This window comes from Vibrio sp. Vb339, assembly GCF_902751245.1.
GTDB lineage: Bacteria > Pseudomonadota > Gammaproteobacteria > Enterobacterales > Vibrionaceae > Vibrio > Vibrio coralliirubri.
Window position 1 is genome coordinate 1,281,594 of the sequence record NZ_CADDIS010000002.1, and the last position, 18,017, is coordinate 1,299,610.

An 18,017-nucleotide genomic window follows, 5' to 3' on the forward strand; every position below is an offset into this window, starting at 1 on the left:
TATTCCTTGCTACTACCAATGCCTGTGAGAAACCATTCACAGACGAGTAAAATCATTAAATATTGCCAGAGCCATCAAAGAGAAGAGGATTGCACCTCCCACTCTGTATCCCATTTCCTGAACTTTTTCAGGCACCGGTTTACGAGTAACGGCCTCAATAGCGAAAAAGAGCAAATGTCCGCCATCAAGCATAGGCAGCGGAACCAAATTAATAATCCCCAAGTTAACACTAATCAGAGCCAAAAAGCCTAAGAAGTAAACCAAACCGTAATCGGCGGTTGTCCCTGCACCTTTAGCTATTGAAATCGGGCCACTCAAGTTATTTAAGCCAACATCACCAACGATGAGCTTCTTAAGCATTGTCAGCGTCAAACCAATAATTTGACCTGTTTTATCAAATGCTTTTCCTACAGACTCAATTACACCAAATTGTAACTCAAAGCGATAATCTTCTGGCCATTCTGCGACTTCTGGAGCAATACCTGCATAGCCGATTGTGGAACCATCAGAAAGCTCGCGGCTTTTTGGCGTCATAGCTAATGACTGTTCAGTACCATTTCGCAGGACTACAAGGTCCAAGGGTGTCATCGGGTTTGAACGGATTAACTCAACAACCGACTGCCACTGTTCAATAGGCTGCCCATTAATCTCAACAATTTGGTCGCCAGCTTCTACCCCTGCATCGTATGCCGCACCGTCATCAATGACTTGAGCGAGCACTGTCGATATCTCTGGAGAATATGGTCTAAAGCCCAGCGTTGTCATTGCAGATTCAGTTTCTGGGTTGAATGACCAGTCTGAAATATCCAATGTCATCTGTTGTTCAAAGCCGATATCGTCTTGAGAAGCAACCGTTACAGTCATGGACTGATCACCAATATGCGATATCAAACCCATATTGACTGATTCCCAATCTGCGGTTTTGATTCCCGAAATAGATTTAAGTTCCATTCCAGTTTCAATTCCGGCTTGTGCAGCAATAGATTGCGGAGTAACTTCACCAATTACGGGTTTAACCGCCGGCACGCCAATCAAAAATACAAGCCAATACGCAAAGACGGCAAAGATAAAGTTAAACGCTGGACCTGCACCAACTATCGCCGTTCTTTTCCACAATGGCTTCTTATCAAAAGCGTATTGTTGTTCGTCTTCAGAAAGATCGTCTACACGACCATCAAGCATCTTAACGTAGCCGCCCAATGGAATAACAGACAAGCTGTACTCTGTGCCATCACGGCCAACTTTGCTCCAGATTGATTTACCAAAACCAATCGAGAATTTCTCAACTTTCACACCACAACGACGAGCAACCCAGAAGTGTCCAAACTCATGGACAGCGACCAGAATACCAAGCGCTACAATAAAGGATGCGAAGTTCCACAGAATTCCACTCATGCTAGCTGCTCTTTAATAAATTGATTGGCTAATTGACGAGACATATTATCGAGCTCGAGAAGGCTTTCCAAGCTATCTAAGCCCTCAGAGTTATGTTGTTCACATACTTTGCTCATAACATGCTCGTTAATGACAGCAATATCGGTAAATTTCACTCGATTGTTCAAGAAAGCATCGACTGCAATTTCGTTTGCTGCGTTAATTGCGGTTGTAGCGTGCTGACCTAGGTAGCAAGCTTCAATCGCTAATCTTAAGCATGGGTAACGGCTAAAATCTGGTTCAAGGAAAGTAAGCTCGCCCACTTTGGTGAAATCCAGAGGCTTAACACCCGCTTCTGTTCGCTCAGGGTAAGACATCGTCAAAGCAATTGGCGTCGCCATGTCAGGTTCGCCCATTTGAGCAAGCACAGAGCCATCCTTGTACTGGACCATAGAATGAATCACAGACTGAGGATGAATAATCACTTTTAACTGCTCTTGACAGGCATTAAATAACCATTTCGCCTCAATGTACTCTAAGCCCTTATTCATCATAGTCGCTGAATCGACCGAGATCTTAGGACCCATAGACCAGTTAGGGTGTGCGATAGCTCGTTCTGGAGTTACCGACTCCAGCTCAGCAACGTCCGTATAACGAAAAGGACCACCTGAACCAGTCAAAAGAATATGGTTGATACCGCTCTCTTCTAAGTCACAACGGCCTAGGTTAGTTTGTACGTTTTGAGGCAAGCATTGAAAGATAGCATTATGTTCACTATCAACCGGAAGTAGTTCTGCGCCGTACTTTGCTACCGCATCGATAAACAACTGCCCAGACATTACCAAGGCTTCTTTATTAGCAAGCAAGATACGCTTTCCGGCCTTAACCGCAGACATAGTAGGAACTAAACCTGCCGCACCAACAATCGCAGCCATTACCGTGTCCACGTCCTCTAGAGAAGCAACCTGACACATGCCTTTAGTGCCTGAAAGCACTTTTACGTTAGGGTAACTCGCGGACAACACTTCAGTCAGTTGAGACGCTGCATCAGGGCAAGCCATAGCAACATAGCTTGGTTGCCACTTTTCAACTAGCGCCAGCATCTTTTCAACATTCGAGCCTGCAGCCAGTGCAACCACTGAATAGAGATCTGGGTTTTGCTCAACGACTTTTAGTGTACTTGCACCAATTGAGCCGGTGGCGCCAAGGATAGTTAGATTTCGCATCACATATGACCGTAGAAATGTAATAAAGGGCAGAATCACTGCCCTTTTTTATTAGAATGCTAAATAAAGCAGAGCAAAGACAGGGAATGCAGCCGTTAAGCTATCTATTCTATCTAGTATACCACCATGACCAGGAATCAGATTACTGCTGTCTTTCACCCCAGAAACACGCTTAAACATGCTTTCAACAAGGTCACCTAGAACAGAAATAACAACGGTCACAAGGGTAATAACAATCATGTGAAGTGGGCTTGTGAATTGGATGTCAAACAAGTCAGCAAAGATCCAAGCCACGATCACCGCAGTAATAATGCCACCGATAAGACCTTCAATCGTCTTATTAGGGCTTACCGCTGGTGCCATTTTACGCTTACCAAAACTCTTTCCTGAAAAGTATGCGCCGCTATCTGCAGCCCAAACAAGCAAGCAAACAAACATCACCAGTTTAGCACCGTGGTAAGGATCAGCATCGATACCGTTAGCACGCAGGATAACCACACTCCAAAAGAATGGCAGCAGAGTCAGCACACCAAAGGCGTGACGAAGAAGAGAAGAGTCTTTCCATGCGGGCATAGACTTAGGATAGGTCACCGCCATGCCACTCGCGATTACCCACCAAATCGAGCCAATCGTTAGAATGGCGTAGTGAGCAGTAGACAAGTTATTAAGGCTAAATGCATCAAAAGGGATAAAAGCAAAACTTGCAGCACTAACCACAACCGTTGGAATCAACGCTAAATAACGCGATTTGCTTTCAACAAACTGAGTCCACTCCCAAAAACCCAATAGCGAGATTACCGCTAGTGAAAGAATAAATGTAGGAAGTGATAACTCGAAAATACCTAGAATAACTAGGGGAGCTAAAATCAACGCCGTAATAATTCGTTGTTTCAAACCAAAAAATCCTTATTAACTGTCCATCAGAGCTTTAATTTGCTCACCGGTGCATCCAAAACGACGCTCACGGTTTACAAACCAAGTCACAGCTTCTACTAAGCTGTCTTCATTAAAGTCTGGCCAGAATTGTTCAGTGAAATACATTTCGGCGTAAGCCAACTGCCAAAGCATAAAATTACTAATACGGCATTCGCCACTGGTGCGGATAAGCAAATCGACTTCAGGAATATCTGCCATCGTCAGATGCTGTGTAATCATAGCTTCATCAATGTCATCTACATTAATATCGCCAGACTTTACCTGTTGAGCAATAGAGGTCATTGCTTGCTGAATATCCCACTTACCGCCGTAGTTAGCTGCAATATTAATAACCATACCAGTATTGGTGCTAGTCAAAGCTTCCGCTTCTTCTATCTTCTTTTGTAGTCGATCATTGAAACGACTTTTATCACCAATAACACGAAGTTGTAGATTATTTTTATGAAGCTTTTTAACTTCACTCGACAGCACTGAAATAAACAGTTCCATCAAGATACCGACTTCTTCTTCAGGACGACGCCAGTTTTCGCTACTAAATGCAAAAAGAGTAACGGCTTTAATGCCAAGTCTGGCTGCAGAAGAGATAGTTTTACGAACGGCTTGAACACCGTTTTTATGGCCAAAGACGCGAGGCTTGCCCTGAGCTTTTGCCCAGCGACCATTACCATCCATAATGATAGCAATGTGTTTAGGAAGAGAGTCTGTGAACGCTTGAGAATTATGCATAAAAGAGTGAATCAAATTCTAATAGTCGAACAGAGTAGCATAAAAAAACGCTGCACCGTGAGTACAGCGTTTTTCCGGAAAGAAAAGAATATGGAAAATTAAACTTCCATCAACTCTTTTTCTTTAACAGCTAGAACTTCGTCTACGTTCTTAACCGCAGCGTCAGTTAGCTTTTGAATTTCGTCTTGTGCTTTACGATCTTCATCTTCAGAGATTTCTTTATCTTTAAGAAGTGCTTTTAGATCGCCATTCGCGTCACGACGGATGTTACGGATAGCAACACGGCCACCTTCTGCTTCGCCACGAACGATTTTAACTAGGTCTTTACGACGCTCTTCCGTTAGCGGTGGAAGTGGAACACGGATAACTGTACCCGCAGACATAGGGTTTAGGCCTAGGTCAGATGTCAGAATTGCTTTTTCAACTAGAGGAGTCAGTGTTTTATCAAACACTGTAATAGCTAGTGTACGTGCATCTTCAGCGATAACGTTAGCTACTTGAGTCAAAGGCGTTGGAGCACCGTAGTACTCAACAGTAAGACCAGAAAGTAGGCTCGGGTGCGCACGGCCTGTACGAATCTTTTGCAGGCTGTTTTTTAGTGCATCAACACTTTTTACCATGCGCTCTTGAGCGTCTTTTTTGATTTCGTTAATCACAATTTCACCTTGATTATGTTCTTTCTTCAAGAAAGCTTTTTATTTGGAGTGATAAGGATAAGCTTACCAAGGTACAACACCTCAGTAAGCCCGAAAAATTAGTCAGCGTCGCTGATTAATGTACCTTCAGTTTCACCCATAACCACGCGACGTAGTGCGCCTGGTTTATTCATGTTAAATACACGGATTGGCATTTTGTGATCACGTGCTAGCGTAAATGCAGCCAAGTCCATTACTTTAAGTTCTTTATCAAGAACCGTGTTGTAAGACAACGTATCATACAACTCTGCGTCTGGGTTTGCTACAGGGTCAGAAGTAAATACACCATCTACTTTTGTCGCTTTTAGAACTACGTCAGCTTCGATTTCGATACCACGTAGACATGCAGCAGAATCCGTAGTGAAGAATGGGTTACCAGTGCCAGCAGAGAAGATCACAACGCGACCTTGACGTAGTTGGCTGATTGCATCTGCCCAGTTGTAGTCGTCACACACACCTTTAAGAGGGATTGCAGACATTACACGTGCGTTTACGTAAGCACGGTGAAGAGCGTCACGCATTGCAAGGCCGTTCATTACCGTTGCAAGCATACCCATGTGGTCACCAACAACGCGGTTCATACCTGCTTCAGCAAGGCCTGCACCACGGAAAAGGTTACCGCCACCGATAACAACGCCTACTTGAACACCTAGTTCAACCAATTCTTTCACTTCTTGAGCCATACGATCAAGGATCGTCGGGTCAATACCAAAACCTTCTTCGCCTTGTAGTGCTTCACCGCTAAGTTTTAACAGAATACGTTGATACGCCGGTTTAGGGTTCGTAGTCATGGAGTTTACCTTCCAAAGAGTTGATGATTAACAGTCATGGATAAAAACTGAATAGCTCAGTTTGCATTCATAACAGCTAAAAAATAATTCACTATTCATAAAAAGACCGCAGCATTTGCCACGGTCTCTTTTCAAACAATACGCTAAGGATTAACCTTTTTGTACCGCTGCAACTTCGTCAGCAAAGCTCATTTCAGCTGCTTTCTCGATGCCTTCACCAACTTCTAGACGTACGAAGTTAGATACTGAAGCGCCTTTCTCTTTAAGGATAGCGCCAACAGTTTGCTTAGGCTCCATGATGAAAGCTTGACCAGTTAGAGAGATTTCGCCCGTGAATTTCTTCATACGGCCAACAACCATTTTCTCTGCGATTTCAGCTGGTTTGCCTTCGTTCATAGCGATTTCAACTTGAACTGCTTTTTCTTTCTCAACTACGTCTGCAGGTACGTCTTCTGGGTTTAGGAACTCAGGACGTGATGCAGCAACGTGCATTGCAACGTGCTTAAGAGTTTCAGCTTCGCCTTCACCAGCAACAACAACACCGATTTTCTCGCCGTGACGGTAAGAAGCTAGTGCAACACCTTCAACGAATTGTACGCGACGGATGTTGATGTTTTCACCGATTTTAGTTACTAGTGCGATACGCGCTTCTTCAAATTTAGCTTGAAGATCAGCGATTTCTAGACGTTCTGCTAGAGCAACTTCAGCAACTTCGTTAGCGAATGCAAGGAAACCTGCATCTTTAGCTACGAAATCAGTTTGGCAGTTAACTTCAAGAAGAGCAGCTGCGCCGTTTGCTTCTTTGATGATGATTGCGCCTTCAGCAGCAACGTTACCAGCTTTCTTAGCTGCCTTTGCTGCGCCAGATTTACGCATGTTTTCAATTGCTAGCTCGATGTCGCCTTCAGCAGCAACAAGCGCTTTTTTACATTCCATCATGCCCGCAGCTGTGCGTTCACGAAGTTCTTTAACTAGAGCTGCAGTTACAGTTGCCATTCTCTATTCCTCAGTAAATTCTAAAAAAGATAAAAAACAGGGGCCTAATTAATTGGCCCCTGATATTGACTGTATTCAGTCCGTTAAGCCATCGATTATGACCGCTTAATGTGAACTAAATATGGCTCAGAGCCGCTATTATTCAGCTTCTACAAAACCGTCTTTTTCAGCAGCTACAGCAGCAACATCTTTGTTGCGACCTTCTTTAACCGCGTCTGCAGCAGCGTTTAGGTAAAGCTGTACTGCACGGATTGCATCATCGTTACCTGGGATAACGAAGTCAACGCCGTCTGGGTTAGAGTTAGTATCAACTACAGCGTAAACTGGGATACCTAGGTTGTTTGCTTCTTTAACTGCGATGTGTTCGTGATCAGCATCGATTACGAATAGAGCGTCTGGAAGGCCGCCCATGTTCTTGATACCACCAAGAGATTTCTCTAGCTTCTCCATTTCACGAGTACGCATTAGAGCTTCTTTCTTAGTAAGCTTGTCGAAAGTACCGTCTTGAGCTTGCGCTTCAAGTTCTTTCAGACGCTTGATAGACTGACGAACAGTTTTGTAGTTCGTTAGCATACCGCCTAACCAGCGGTTGTTAACGTAGAACTGGTTGCTGTTGATAGCAGCTTCTTTAACAGCTTCAGATGCAGCGCGCTTAGTACCAACAAAAAGAACTTTACCTTTCTTCTCGCCAACTTTAGCGATTTCAGCTAGAGCTTCGTTGAACATTGGTACAGTTTTTTCTAGGTTGATGATATGTACTTTGTTACGAGCACCAAAGATGAATGGCTTCATTTTTGGGTTCCAGTAACGAGTTTGGTGACCGAAGTGAACACCAGCTTTAAGCATATCGCGCATTGATACAGTTGCCATTTTAAAATCCTCTATGGGGTTAGGCCTCCACATCCCCCATGAATCCGACCCCTAACAACTAACCACTTTTCAGCCGTTATCTGTGTTGTTGAGGCACCCCGGAACATGTGTCGGAATGTGTGTGATTTAAAGAAATAAGTTAGTGGACATAAAGCTTGTTTCGCCAATTGGAGAAAACAGTCCTGATGTCCGGCGCGCTTTATACCATATTTTGTCTATCTATGGCTAGAAAAAATTCTAAAAATGGCGACTGCTATACTGATCCCTATCGGCGAATTTCACCTATAAATAGTGCCGCTATTCATTCACTTCAGGCTCAATAAATTGATCACGATTCACTCACGTTGAGCAGTATCCACCAGCAATGTATGGACATGGGAATGTTGCGCTAAAATGCTGCACTGATAGAATAGCCCCAATATGCACACTTAGGTGCTACCAAATTAAGAGATATGCAATGGCTGTAAAAATTAAAACTGCTGAAGAAATTGAAAAAATGCGCGTCGCCGGCAAGCTGGCTTCTGAAATTCTAGAGATGATTGAACCTCATATCCAAGTAGGTACAACGACAGAAGAGCTAAACCAAATCTGTCACGAGTACGCTCTAGAAAGAGGCGCATACTCAGCACCACTTGATTACCACGGTTTCCCTAAGTCAATCTGTACGTCTATCAACCACATTGTGTGCCACGGCATTCCAGCATCACAAGATGAGACTGGCAGCACAGGTCAATTCAAACCTGCGGTACTAAAAGATGGCGACATTCTTAACGTTGATATCACGGTAATCATTCCTGATGACGAAAACGCAGATCTAAGCGTTCGTCCACAAGGTTACCACGGTGACACCTCTAAGATGTTCCTAGTGGGTGAGGTTTCACCAGCAAACAAGCGTCTGTGCATGGTTGCTCAAGAAGCACTTTACGAAGGCATGCGCCAAGTTAAACCAGGTGTTCAACTTGGTCAAATCGGTACCGCTATCGAGAAGTACATCAAAACAAACAATAAGAACAACCCACGCGCTAAGTTCTCTATTGTTAAAGATTACTGTGGTCACGGTATTGGTTCTGAGTTCCACGAAGATCCACAAGTGGTTCACTACAAGAACAGCGATCGCACCGTGCTAAAAGCAGGCATGTGTTTCACTATCGAGCCAATGATCAACGCGGGTAAGTTTGGCTGTCGTCTTGATGACGAAGATAGCTGGACAGTATACACAGCAGACAGCAAGAACTCGGCTCAATGGGAGCACACTCTGGTTGTAACTGATACTGGTTGTGAAGTACTAACACTGCGCAGCGATGATACAATCCCACGTATCATGAAGAACGCTTAGTTCACCGAACTGAACGCATCAGCCTTTTAAAAATATCCTCGCATTGTCGAGGATATTTTTTTATCCACTCAATTTCGATTTTCCATCAGCTTCTGTTAAATTGTTTACTATTCTCATTTGCTTGCACGGATAGCAGACTATGCCTTATCAATGCCCTCTTACGTTCAATGACGAACAAATTGAAATCTGCGAATTAAAAAATCAGCTCGAAATCTTCACGCAGTATCAAAAAAATGAATTTCTGAACCACCACCCCGTCACCGATTTGGTTCTACTGCGCTCCGAATACATGGATTTACTTCTCAATCGTTTGTGGGAAAATTTCGGATTTAACAAACTGCCTCATATTTCACTGGTCGCTGTGGGCGGTTATGGTCGTGGCGAACTGCATCCTTTGTCCGACATTGATATTCTCATCGTCTCGCAAAAAACATTGCCACCAGCGCTCGGCGAGAAAGTCAGCCAGTTCATCACCCTACTCTGGGATCTAAGATTAGAAGTCGGCCACGCCGTGCGCACCATTGCCGAATGTCTTGAGATCGGCATTGATGATTTAACCGTTGCGACCAACCTACAAGAGTCGCGATTGCTGTGTGGCAGTGAAGACACCTTCCAAGAACTAAAACTTAAGATTCATTCCGATTCATTTTGGCCAAGTGAAACCTTCTACAAGGCTAAGATTCAAGAACAGAGAGAGCGTCACGCTCGCTACCACGACACCACTTACAATCTAGAGCCGGACATTAAATCGACTCCAGGCGGACTCAGAGACATCCATACCCTGAGCTGGGTTGCGCGTCGCCACTTCGGTGCGACCTCTTTGTTAGAGATGAGTAAATACGGTTTTCTAACCGATGCTGAGTATCGTGAATTAGTTGAGTGCCAAGATTTCCTATGGCGAGTTCGTTTTGCACTGCACATTGAACTGCGCCGTTACGACAACCGCCTCACCTTTGCCCATCAAGCTCAAGTCGCTGAACATCTAGGTTACAGTGGTGAAGGCAACCGCGGTGTTGAGATGATGATGAAGGAGTTCTACCGAACCCTTCGTCGTGTTGCTGAACTGAATAAGATGCTGCTTAAACTATTCGATCAAGCGATCATCAATGGCGGTCAGACCCAGGACGCTGAGATTCTCGACGATGACTTCCAACGCCGAGGTTCGTTGATCGAAGCACGCAAGCCAGCACTATTCCAAGCAAGACCAGAAACCATTCTCGATATGTTCATCCATATCGCCAATGACTCGACTATCGAAGGGGTAAGTCCACCAACATTGCGACAACTGCGAACGGCACGCCGTCGATTGAACCGATTCCTGCATACCATTCCTGAAGCGCGTGACAAGTTCATGGATCTAGTTCGCCACCCAAATGCTCTGCACAAGGCCTTTAGCTTAATGCACAAGTTGGGCGTACTCTCGGCATACTTACCGCAGTGGAGCCAGATCGTTGGTCAGATGCAGTTTGACCTATTCCATGTTTATACCGTTGATGAGCACAGTATCCGCCTGCTCAAACACATCAACCGCTTTGGTCAAATCGAAAACCACGATAAGCACCCTATCTGTTGTGAAGTGTACCCGCGCGTACAGAAGAAAGAGTTGCTGATCCTTGCCGCTATCTTCCATGACATCGGCAAAGGCCGCGGCGGAGACCACTCTGAGATAGGTGCGGTTGAGGCTTACTCTTTCTGTATTGAGCACGGGTTATCGAAGCCTGAAGCCAAACAAGTGGCGTGGCTAGTTCAAAATCACCTGCTGATGTCAGTAACGGCTCAACGTCGTGATATCTACGACCCAGATGTGATCACCGAATTCGCCAAAAAAGTGCGTGATGAAGAATCACTCGAGCTACTGGTTTGTTTAACCGTTGCCGATATCTGTGCGACGAACCCTGAGCTATGGAACAGCTGGAAACGAACCCTGTTAGCTGAGCTATTCCACTCAACACAGCGCGCACTGCGCCGAGGATTGGAAAACCCAGTCGATGTCAGAGATCGTATTCGTCACAATCAACAAATGGCTTCAGCACTGCTGCGTAAAGAAGGCTTCACTGCTCGTGAGATTGAAGTGTTGTGGCAACGCTTTAAAGCCGATTACTTCTTGCGCCACACACATAAACAAATCGCTTGGCACTGTGAACACTTACTTCGCCTAGAAGGCCCAAGCCAACCGTTAGTGCTGATCAGTAAGAAAGCGACACGTGGTGGCACAGAAGTGTTCGTTTACTGTAAAGACCAAGCAGCACTGTTTGCGACCGTGGTTGCCGAACTCGACAGACGTAATTTTAACGTTCATGACGCGCAGGTCATGGTCAGCAAAGATGGTCATGTTTTGGATACCTTTATCGTACTAGACCAACATGGTGAAGCCATTGATGAAGCAAGACACAAAGCCGTTGCTAAGCATCTGACTCATGTATTGGCTGATGGCCGCCCGACTAAGATTAAGACACGTCGTACGCCACGTAACTTGCAACACTTTAAGGTCAAAACCTTAGTTGAGTTCCTACCAACCAAGAGCAAGAAGCGCACCTTGATGGAGTTAAGAGCTCTTGATACGCCGGGGTTATTGGCTCAAGTCGGTGCAACCTTTGCGGAGCTAGACATCAACTTGCACGGTGCGAAAATTACCACCATAGGTGAGCGAGCTGAGGATTTGTTTATTCTGACCAGTGAAGCGGGAGGAAGGCTGTCTGAAGAACAAGAACAGGCACTAAGAGAACGATTAACCGAGCACGTTTCGGAACTCGCACCTTAGAAAGCGAATTCAGTCTAAAAGCAGGTTTAATCACCAAATAAGTGTGGGCAAAGATAGAGAGCGATCTTGCCCACAACTTACAATCAATTCACAGATATCAACTATCTAGCTCGTCGTTAGGCTGCTACATTGATCAAGTCAATTACATAAAAGTATTACATTCATAACCTAGAGGTCGCTTATGTATCCAAACCTCACTGGCTTAGGTATCCACGAACCTAAACAGATTGAACGTTACTCCCTTCGCCAAGAAGCGCACAAAGATATCCTGAAGATTTACTTTCGTAAGCAGAAAGGTGAACTGTTCGCGAAAAGCGTTAAATTTAAGTACCCACGACAAGTAAAAAGTGTGCTTGTTAGCGGTGGCAATAATCAATACAAAGAAGTGACAGAGATTAACCGCAACCTCACTCTTGTGATTGATGAACTCAACAAGATCACCAAACCGACGCCAACGGCTGAGGTGGATGTGAAGCAGAAGATCCTTACCGACTTACGCCATCTAGAGAAAGTGGTATCAAGCAAGATCGCTGAGATCGAAGCTGATCTAGAAAAGCTAAAATGATCCCGCGACTAACTATTACTGTTAACTAACCAACATTAGTTATGCCGTTAAGGTTATACAGATACAAAAAGGGCTGATATCACTATCAGCCCTTTGTTTTTTTATTCTATTTTCTCTATTCACTTAGACTCGCGATTGCCTAAACACGCGAGACTTACTTAGACAAGCAAGTTTGAGCATCGATTAAGTTAGTATCCCACTCAAAGGTTTCAAACAACCTTAGCCAAGTTTCATCAAGGTTGGCTTTCATCACCAACTCTTCTTTTGTGAAAGGATGGATAAAGCGAAGCTCAGAAGCATGCAACAACAAACGATGCGAATCTAAATCATCACGGAACAGTCGATTGTGCTTACCATCACCATGTGAAGTATCACCGACAATCGGATGTCTTAGATGAGCCATGTGACGACGCAGCTGATGTTTGCGACCTGTCTTTGGCATCATCTCAACCAAGCAGTAGCGGCTCGTTGGAAAACGTCCTGTTGAGTATGGCACCTCTACTTTTGCTAGCGGTTCATAGACTGTCACCGCCTCTTGCGCTTCTTTGTCTTCTTTCGCGAACTTATCTGCGATCTTATCCAGCTCAACCTTAAGTGCATAATCGAGCGTATCGCCCTCTTCTATCCAACCACGGACAATCGCATGATAGGTTTTTTGCATCTCATGATTAGCGAACATTGGCATCACCTGTGAAGCAACCTCACTCGATAACGCAAACACCAACACACCCGATGTCGGTCTGTCTAAACGGTGCAATGGAAAGACATGCTGACCAATTTGATCACGCAATGTCTGCATAACAAATTGCGTTTCGTGTTTATCCAGCCATGAACGATGCACTAGCATGCCAGCGGGCTTATTCACCGCGACAAAATACTCATCTTGATAAATGATCTCTAACATTACACGCATACCTCATCAATGCTCTGAATCGTCACTAGCAGTTCAGCTTTATCTGCCTCATTTTTCCATACTTCACCAAAATAAGAGTGAATCGCAAAGCCTCTCGGTAGGCTCATTTGTGCATCCATCATTGCGTTGATCTTTACGATAAAGATCCACTGCAACCACTCTTCTGGCTGTAGCGAGTCAATCGCAAAAGGCTCAACGCTCGCCAGAGCTTCATCCGAAGGTGAAACATCGCTCCATAGGGAACATTGGCGCATTTGTTGTTCTAATTGTTGAAGTAAAAGAGGTAACTTTGTGGCTGCTGTCATTTTTCACCAAGTTATTTATCTAGTGACCTTGAAATTGGGGCATAGAGTACCATCTATTTAGGAAAGAAAGTTAGGAGCTTTATTACTATGGAAACGATTCGCACGCTCACTCAGTTACTAAAGAATAGCGGTTGCCAATACGATATCTACGACCTAGGTCGCCGTATTCAGAAGATCGACAACACCTTATTCTCTGATGTTGAGCAAGGGAAACAGCCGTACCCATTTCCACTTCAGAAACAAGCTCACTTAGCGATTAGCTACTGGAACGAACACAAGCAACCTTGGATCTGGTTCCTAAAATTCAAACTGGACGAAAGAGGCCTATTACATCAAGGTGATGTCGGCAATTTCCTTAAGTTTGTTATCGAAGCGATGGGCACTCGTTTGAACGGTGAGATCAGCGAAGATCAACAACAAAAGCTGTCAAACAACCCATATACCTTCAAGCCTTCAGAAGACAAAATGGCCGTGTTCCATAGCCAAGTAAGAGCAGGTTTAGACCTTACAACGAGCCAATACTACGAACACGCTCAACACTACTTCACAGGCGAACTCGGTTGGGACAACTGGAAAACCGTTGGCCTACAAGGCATCACTGATATGTGTGCTCGCTTAGGCAGCCAACAAAATGGTGTCGCGATTCGCAAAGCATTGAACAAACTGCCATCAGAACCTCTATACGCAACACTAGGGGCGCTTGAGCACACGCAAATCAATGACAAGCTGGCTCAACGCTTACAAGAGATGGCAGAGAATGAGATTAACAGCCAAGAGCCGGATCTGTTCTTACTGTCGGCACTGGTACGTGCCCTTTCTGGCGCAGAGCAAAGCACAACGAATTCCGTAATTAACCAAGTACTGGCGAGCCCACGCTTAAGCCATCAAGAGGTGTTAATTGGTTTGGCTGGTCGTAGCTGGCACGCACTGCAAAATCCATCGATTGCTGAGCAATTCTTGTTGCGCCTCGCACAAACAGGCAACCAGAACCTGTTCAATCAGTTATTTGCAGATTTAGTGATGATTCCGACACTAAGAATGGTATTTTTGCCGTTGTTGAATTCGAACCCATCACCAGAACTTGCCAATGCACTTGTTGAATTACAACAAGCGGCTAAGTCGCAATAGATACCAGACATAACAGCTCAGTAGCTCATAAGAAAAAGCTCAAATCACGAACGGGATAGAGAGATAAAAGGAAGTATGGATTAAATGATAGATAACTTATTGGCTATTTTGATGCTGTGCTTCTTTTGCTTTCTGTTTTGGCAGCAGCGCAGGCAATCTGAGCTTGCGAAAGCTGCCATTGCGAGAAAATGTAAAGAGCTCGACCTACAGCTATTAAGTGTTGCCTTTAGTGGTCATAAACTTAAGATGCGCCATGAGCTCACCACCATTTGGCGCTGGCACACCGTGTATCAATTTGAGTTTTCAGCGTTGGGTGATGACCTATACCAAGGGAAACTGACCATGGTAGGCTTCCGTTCTATGCGGTTTGAGCTACAGCCTCATAGAATGTAACGTCGCAATACTCGGTATAACGATATTCATGATAAGGGCCAAACTGATCTTGTTTGGTCTCTTTAAATGCAAAGCCTAATTTTTCTAATAGCTTAATCGATGGGTTGTGGCCGACATTCACAGTCGCAACAACATTCGTTAGGCGCTCTTCAAAACGCACTAAACTAAAGAAAGGTTTTAGTACCTCACTAGCAAAACCTTGATTCCAATATTCTTTATCCAAAATAAAGCCAAGTTCATGCTTACCCTTTTCCGATGAAACAAAGACATGTCCAAGATATTCGCGGGTTTGGTTGTGGATGATCGCGCGGCAGAAGCCAACGTTATCTTGCAGTATTTCTTGAAAAAGATGCTTCGCAGAGGCGACAGAGTGAGGCCCGTTCATTTCAGCGCGATTAATGGGGCAGCAATTTAACTTAATAAAGTCGAGTTCTAGCTGTTCAGTATAAGGTACCAACAGCGTTCTTGAGGTTGCTATCGTCATAAAACACTCCTTGTGTTGACCATTAGCAGAAAAGCAGATGTTGCGCTCTTAGATGAAAAAGCTCTCGATTAAAAAGAGCCTCCTAGATAGAGAAAAGCCTCAGGAAAAGAAAAGCCCCGACACCGAAGTGTCAGGGCTAGGGTCTTACTCGCAGCAGTCCGGCTACTAATTAATGCTCCATGCATCATCCATAATAGTGGCTGTAATCCTTCAGCTCTTTCCTTTACTTCGCCGTCCTAGCGGTGTCCAATCATCCTGAAAGCTAACAATCCTAGTTAGCGCACATCACTTGTTCCGTGAGCGGTGTCCTTTACATCGTCCTGATGCTAATCCAACCCTTTAATCCTAAAGGTGTCCATTGTCATTCCGTTGCAGCTAACTTCCTGTTAACTGACTGTATCCCTACAATGTCCTTACGCTCCATGCTTGATCACTCAATCCTAAGTAACCAAATCTTCATCCTGAAGATAACCAATTCCTTGGTGCTTTCCTGTTCCGTGTCAGAATCCTTCCGACAAGGTTTAATTTACGCGATTTAGGATTTCGGACAATAGATTTGCATCACATTTTGAATTCAAGAAAGTTGTTAACTATATAAAACAATTAAAATTCAACACCTTAACTATATGCACATCAATCTCTCTAGCGATGTATTCGTGTTATCTCACAGCCTTTGTAAGAGATCTCTCACAAGCCATGGGCGGTTTTATGATTCGCTATCATTCACCAGAGCGAGTAAAATGACTAATGACTAAAAATGGAGGTCAACATGCTGACAAAAGATGTTTCTGAAGAGTTGAAATCAGTGCTTGAAGGACTGCAAGCGCAAGGGAAAGAGCCGACAGTTGCTTTAGTTAAGGCTCGTATGAGCACATCCGTTCCGATGCCCGCTTTAATCACGACAATCAAGAGCTGGAAAAGCGCAAATCGCGTTCCTAAAGTTGAAGTCGCGACACAAGAAGAGCCGGCACTTGATCGTGTTAGCCAGCTAGAAAAGCAAATCCTTGAACTCACCGCTCGCGTAGCTACGCTTGAAGCCAAGTTAACTGAGCAATAAGTTGACCGATAAATAAGCTAACAGAGAAATAGAACACTATGAAGATATGGGTTGATGCGGACGCTTGTCCAAAGGTTATCCGAGAAACAATCGTACGCGCAGCTGAGCGCACAGGGGTTGAATGTACCTTTGTGGCAAACCATCTGGTTCCCGTTCCTAAACGCAATAACATTCACTCAATTCAAGTGCCAAGCGGGTTTGATATTGCTGATGATGAAATCGTAAAGCGCACTGAACCCGGCGATCTTGTGATTACATCCGATATCCCTCTGGCTGACGAAGTGATCACTAAAGGTGGGCAAGCCCTCAGCTCTCGTGGCGAGCTTTACACCAAAGAGACCATCAAAGCGCGTCTGAACATTCGTGACTTTATGGATACTATGCGCTCAAGTGGCATCCAAACGGGTGGACCAAGTGCCCTTTCTCAAACCGACCGTCGTGAGTTTGCCAACCACCTCGATCGCCTGCTAGCCAAACGTTAACCACAGCCTTCCTAACGACGAAACCTTTGATAGTCGTTTCTTAATAGCTGTAGCCCCGATGAAATTTTAACCGACATACTCCGTTCTTGATATTTATTACAATAACGGAGTATTGCTTATGATTCGTCGAATCGCCCTCTCGCTATCCATTCTTTTTTACAGCACCCAAGTTTCTTTTGCCGATGAAAACTTTGCTGGTGAAGACTTTGCCGATGAAGACCTTGCGAATAAAGAGTTTGGAATCATCGGAGGCAGCATCACCTATGGTGAAAGTGTTTTCTCAACTAAAAGTGCCCCTCAATTTGGCGCGACACCCAACCTATTCTACTCAGGCCCAAAAGGCTTTATTGATGGCAGCTTAGCCAATTGGCAACTGCTCCCTTACGTCGGGCTATCTGGAAGCTGGCGCTTTGCTGAGGTGTCAGACACTTTTGTCGACCTACCTAATGGCATTCAAGACAGAGATGGTAATGGAGAGCTGGGGATAACGTTAGGTACGGTAGGCGCACGACTTACCTACTTACACGATGTGACTTCAGAACATAGCGGCTACGAAGTTCAGCTTCACTTAGGCAGAACATTAGAAACCTGGACGCAGCCATTCACCATTACGCCCTACCTAGAAATCGATTATCGTGACAAGAAACTGTCCAATCACCTTTATGGTATTTCTAACACCGAAGCTTCTGCCTCAGGGTTAAACCAGTTTGATGCAGGGGCGACGTTTGTTTATCAAGCGGGGTTAATCGGGCTCTATGAGTTCACGCCAACTTGGATTGGTATTGCTCGAGCAGACTTAATTCATCACGACAGCGACAGCGCGTTGATACAACGAGATTTAGGCTGGTCATTTGAATTTGGGGTTACCTATCGTTTCGCCGGATTATGAGTTTACTCGTCCAAATAAACGAGCCAACCTATTTTACATGTACCATTTTGAAATCGGGCAAGATGGTGCTCCAAGCCTTATCCCAACAAC

General features: G+C 44.6%; 19 protein-coding genes. 8 read left to right on the forward strand and 11 right to left on the reverse strand.

Annotated elements, in window-relative coordinates:
• Positions 1 to 36: 36 nt before the first annotated feature.
• From rseP to rpsB, 8 genes are all read right to left on the reverse strand, one after another.
• A complete protein-coding gene (gene rseP, locus HRQ85_RS14350; RefSeq protein WP_172379909.1) occupies positions 37 to 1,395 on the reverse strand; it encodes a sigma E protease regulator RseP in 1,359 nt (452 codons plus the stop codon).
• On the reverse strand, positions 1,392 to 2,600 hold the full coding sequence (ispC, locus tag HRQ85_RS14355) for a 1-deoxy-D-xylulose-5-phosphate reductoisomerase (protein WP_172379910.1): 1,209 nt from the start codon (positions 2,598 to 2,600) through the stop codon (positions 1,392 to 1,394). Before ispC ends, rseP begins: the two co-directional genes overlap by 4 nt.
• Before the next feature lie 51 nt (positions 2,601 to 2,651).
• The gene (locus HRQ85_RS14360; protein WP_048612218.1) at positions 2,652 to 3,494 is read right to left on the reverse strand and encodes a phosphatidate cytidylyltransferase; all 843 of its coding nucleotides are present in this window, start codon (positions 3,492 to 3,494) and stop codon (positions 2,652 to 2,654) included.
• Positions 3,495 to 3,509: 15 nt separating this feature from the next.
• Positions 3,510 to 4,262, reverse strand: a complete 753-nt coding sequence (locus HRQ85_RS14365) for an isoprenyl transferase (protein ID WP_017063364.1) — start codon at positions 4,260 to 4,262, stop codon at positions 3,510 to 3,512.
• A gap of 98 nt (positions 4,263 to 4,360) precedes the next feature.
• Positions 4,361 to 4,918, reverse strand: a complete 558-nt coding sequence (gene frr / locus HRQ85_RS14370) for a ribosome recycling factor (protein ID WP_017060741.1) — start codon at positions 4,916 to 4,918, stop codon at positions 4,361 to 4,363.
• A 98-nt stretch (positions 4,919 to 5,016) separates the two neighbouring features.
• A complete protein-coding gene (pyrH, locus tag HRQ85_RS14375; protein ID WP_017630771.1) occupies positions 5,017 to 5,748 on the reverse strand; it encodes a UMP kinase in 732 nt (243 codons plus the stop codon).
• Between the two features lie 150 nt (positions 5,749 to 5,898).
• Positions 5,899 to 6,744: a translation elongation factor Ts gene (gene tsf / locus HRQ85_RS14380; protein ID WP_048606678.1), complete on the reverse strand. Its 846-nt coding sequence runs from the start codon at positions 6,742 to 6,744 to the stop codon at positions 5,899 to 5,901.
• A gap of 138 nt (positions 6,745 to 6,882) precedes the next feature.
• On the reverse strand, positions 6,883 to 7,614 hold the full coding sequence (rpsB, locus tag HRQ85_RS14385) for a 30S ribosomal protein S2 (RefSeq protein WP_032547152.1): 732 nt from the start codon (positions 7,612 to 7,614) through the stop codon (positions 6,883 to 6,885).
• A 457-nt stretch (positions 7,615 to 8,071) separates the two neighbouring features.
• Between rpsB and map the strand changes: the two genes are divergently transcribed.
• From map to HRQ85_RS14400, 3 genes are all read left to right on the forward strand, one after another.
• The gene (gene map / locus HRQ85_RS14390; protein WP_048612219.1) at positions 8,072 to 8,950 is read left to right on the forward strand and encodes a type I methionyl aminopeptidase; all 879 of its coding nucleotides are present in this window, start codon (positions 8,072 to 8,074) and stop codon (positions 8,948 to 8,950) included.
• Positions 8,951 to 9,089: 139 nt separating this feature from the next.
• Complete coding sequence (gene glnD, locus HRQ85_RS14395; RefSeq protein ID WP_172379911.1) at positions 9,090 to 11,711, forward strand: bifunctional uridylyltransferase/uridylyl-removing protein GlnD; 2,622 nt, start codon at positions 9,090 to 9,092, stop codon at positions 11,709 to 11,711.
• Between the two features lie 181 nt (positions 11,712 to 11,892).
• Positions 11,893 to 12,276, forward strand: a complete 384-nt coding sequence (locus tag HRQ85_RS14400; RefSeq protein WP_004734354.1) for a DUF3461 family protein — start codon at positions 11,893 to 11,895, stop codon at positions 12,274 to 12,276.
• 154 nt (positions 12,277 to 12,430) lie between these two features.
• Here HRQ85_RS14400 and truC read toward each other — a convergent pair whose 3' ends face one another.
• Together truC and HRQ85_RS14410 are read right to left on the reverse strand one after the other, a co-directional pair.
• Positions 12,431 to 13,180: a tRNA pseudouridine(65) synthase TruC gene (gene truC / locus HRQ85_RS14405; protein ID WP_017060745.1), complete on the reverse strand. Its 750-nt coding sequence runs from the start codon at positions 13,178 to 13,180 to the stop codon at positions 12,431 to 12,433.
• Positions 13,180 to 13,494, reverse strand: coding sequence for a YqcC family protein (locus HRQ85_RS14410; RefSeq protein WP_172379912.1), 315 nt, complete (start codon positions 13,492 to 13,494; stop codon positions 13,180 to 13,182). Before HRQ85_RS14410 ends, truC begins: the two co-directional genes overlap by 1 nt.
• 87 nt (positions 13,495 to 13,581) lie before the next feature.
• Between HRQ85_RS14410 and HRQ85_RS14415 the strand changes: the two genes are divergently transcribed.
• Together HRQ85_RS14415 and HRQ85_RS14420 are read left to right on the forward strand one after the other, a co-directional pair.
• Entirely contained in the window at positions 13,582 to 14,622 is a 1,041-nt protein-coding gene (locus HRQ85_RS14415) for a DUF3549 family protein (RefSeq protein ID WP_172379913.1), read from the forward strand.
• An 84-nt stretch (positions 14,623 to 14,706) separates the two neighbouring features.
• On the forward strand, positions 14,707 to 15,015 hold the full coding sequence (locus HRQ85_RS14420; RefSeq protein ID WP_017060748.1) for a DUF3301 domain-containing protein: 309 nt from the start codon (positions 14,707 to 14,709) through the stop codon (positions 15,013 to 15,015).
• Here the strand turns inward: HRQ85_RS14420 and HRQ85_RS14425 are convergent.
• Entirely contained in the window at positions 14,981 to 15,499 is a 519-nt protein-coding gene (locus tag HRQ85_RS14425; protein ID WP_048612224.1) for a GNAT family N-acetyltransferase, read from the reverse strand. The two genes, HRQ85_RS14420 and HRQ85_RS14425, sit on opposite strands and share 35 nt — an antisense overlap.
• Positions 15,500 to 16,268: 769 nt before the next feature.
• Here HRQ85_RS14425 and HRQ85_RS14430 point away from each other — a divergent pair.
• The 3 genes from HRQ85_RS14430 to HRQ85_RS14440 all read left to right on the forward strand — a co-directional run bounded on the left by HRQ85_RS14430 (position 16,269) and on the right by HRQ85_RS14440 (position 17,927).
• Positions 16,269 to 16,556, forward strand: coding sequence for a hypothetical protein (locus HRQ85_RS14430; protein ID WP_017110392.1), 288 nt, complete (start codon positions 16,269 to 16,271; stop codon positions 16,554 to 16,556).
• Between the two features lie 38 nt (positions 16,557 to 16,594).
• The gene (locus HRQ85_RS14435; RefSeq protein ID WP_009847429.1) at positions 16,595 to 17,038 is read left to right on the forward strand and encodes a YaiI/YqxD family protein; all 444 of its coding nucleotides are present in this window, start codon (positions 16,595 to 16,597) and stop codon (positions 17,036 to 17,038) included.
• Positions 17,039 to 17,156: 118 nt separating this feature from the next.
• The gene (locus tag HRQ85_RS14440; RefSeq protein ID WP_172379914.1) at positions 17,157 to 17,927 is read left to right on the forward strand and encodes a MipA/OmpV family protein; all 771 of its coding nucleotides are present in this window, start codon (positions 17,157 to 17,159) and stop codon (positions 17,925 to 17,927) included.
• Positions 17,928 to 18,017: the final 90 nt, after the last annotated feature.